The 503-nt window shown below is 66.0% G+C and carries 2 pseudogenes; one reads left to right on the forward strand and one right to left on the reverse strand.

The features are described 5' to 3' along the window. A pseudogene (locus ACFLIM_RS50325) lies at positions 1-126 on the forward strand (IS256 family transposase); the annotation flags it as partial. A gap of 170 nt (positions 127-296) precedes the next feature. Here ACFLIM_RS50325 and ACFLIM_RS50330 read toward each other — a convergent pair. Then, positions 297-503: pseudogene (locus tag ACFLIM_RS50330) on the reverse strand (IS256 family transposase); the annotation flags it as partial.

The following is a 503-nucleotide window of genomic DNA, read 5'->3' on the forward strand; positions in this document are numbered from 1 at the left end:
GTCCGACACCGCACCAAGGTCACCAAAGGACCCGGCTCCCGCGCCGCCGGCCTGGCCATGGCCTTCAAACTGATCGAATCCGCCCAAGCCCGCTGGCGTGCCGTCAACGGCGCCCACCTCGTCGCCCCGGAACCTGTCAAACCGAATGAGACATCAGGCCACTTGTGTGGTTTGTGGTGAGGTCTCGGTCTGGAGGGTCGTGGGTGGCTTGTTGATCCACACTCTGGAGGGCAGCGGCGGCGGGTAGGGGCGCCCTTGACGGGCCGTTTCATATCAGACCTGTGGATCATGGGTTTCTAGGCGGCTGTGGAGACTGATGCTTCTTCGGGGCGTTCGACGAGTTTGCCGTCGATGAAGGTGGCGCCGGCGCGGACGAGGGCGACGAGGTGGGCGCCGTTGACGGCACGCCAGCGGGCTTGGGCGGATTCGATCAGTTTGAAGGCCATGGCCAGGCCGGCGGCGCGGGAGCCGGGTCCTTTGGTGACCTTGGTGCGGTGTCGGAC

The sequence above is a fragment of the Nonomuraea marmarensis genome (assembly GCF_043197025.1).
GTDB lineage: Bacteria > Actinomycetota > Actinomycetes > Streptosporangiales > Streptosporangiaceae > Nonomuraea > Nonomuraea marmarensis.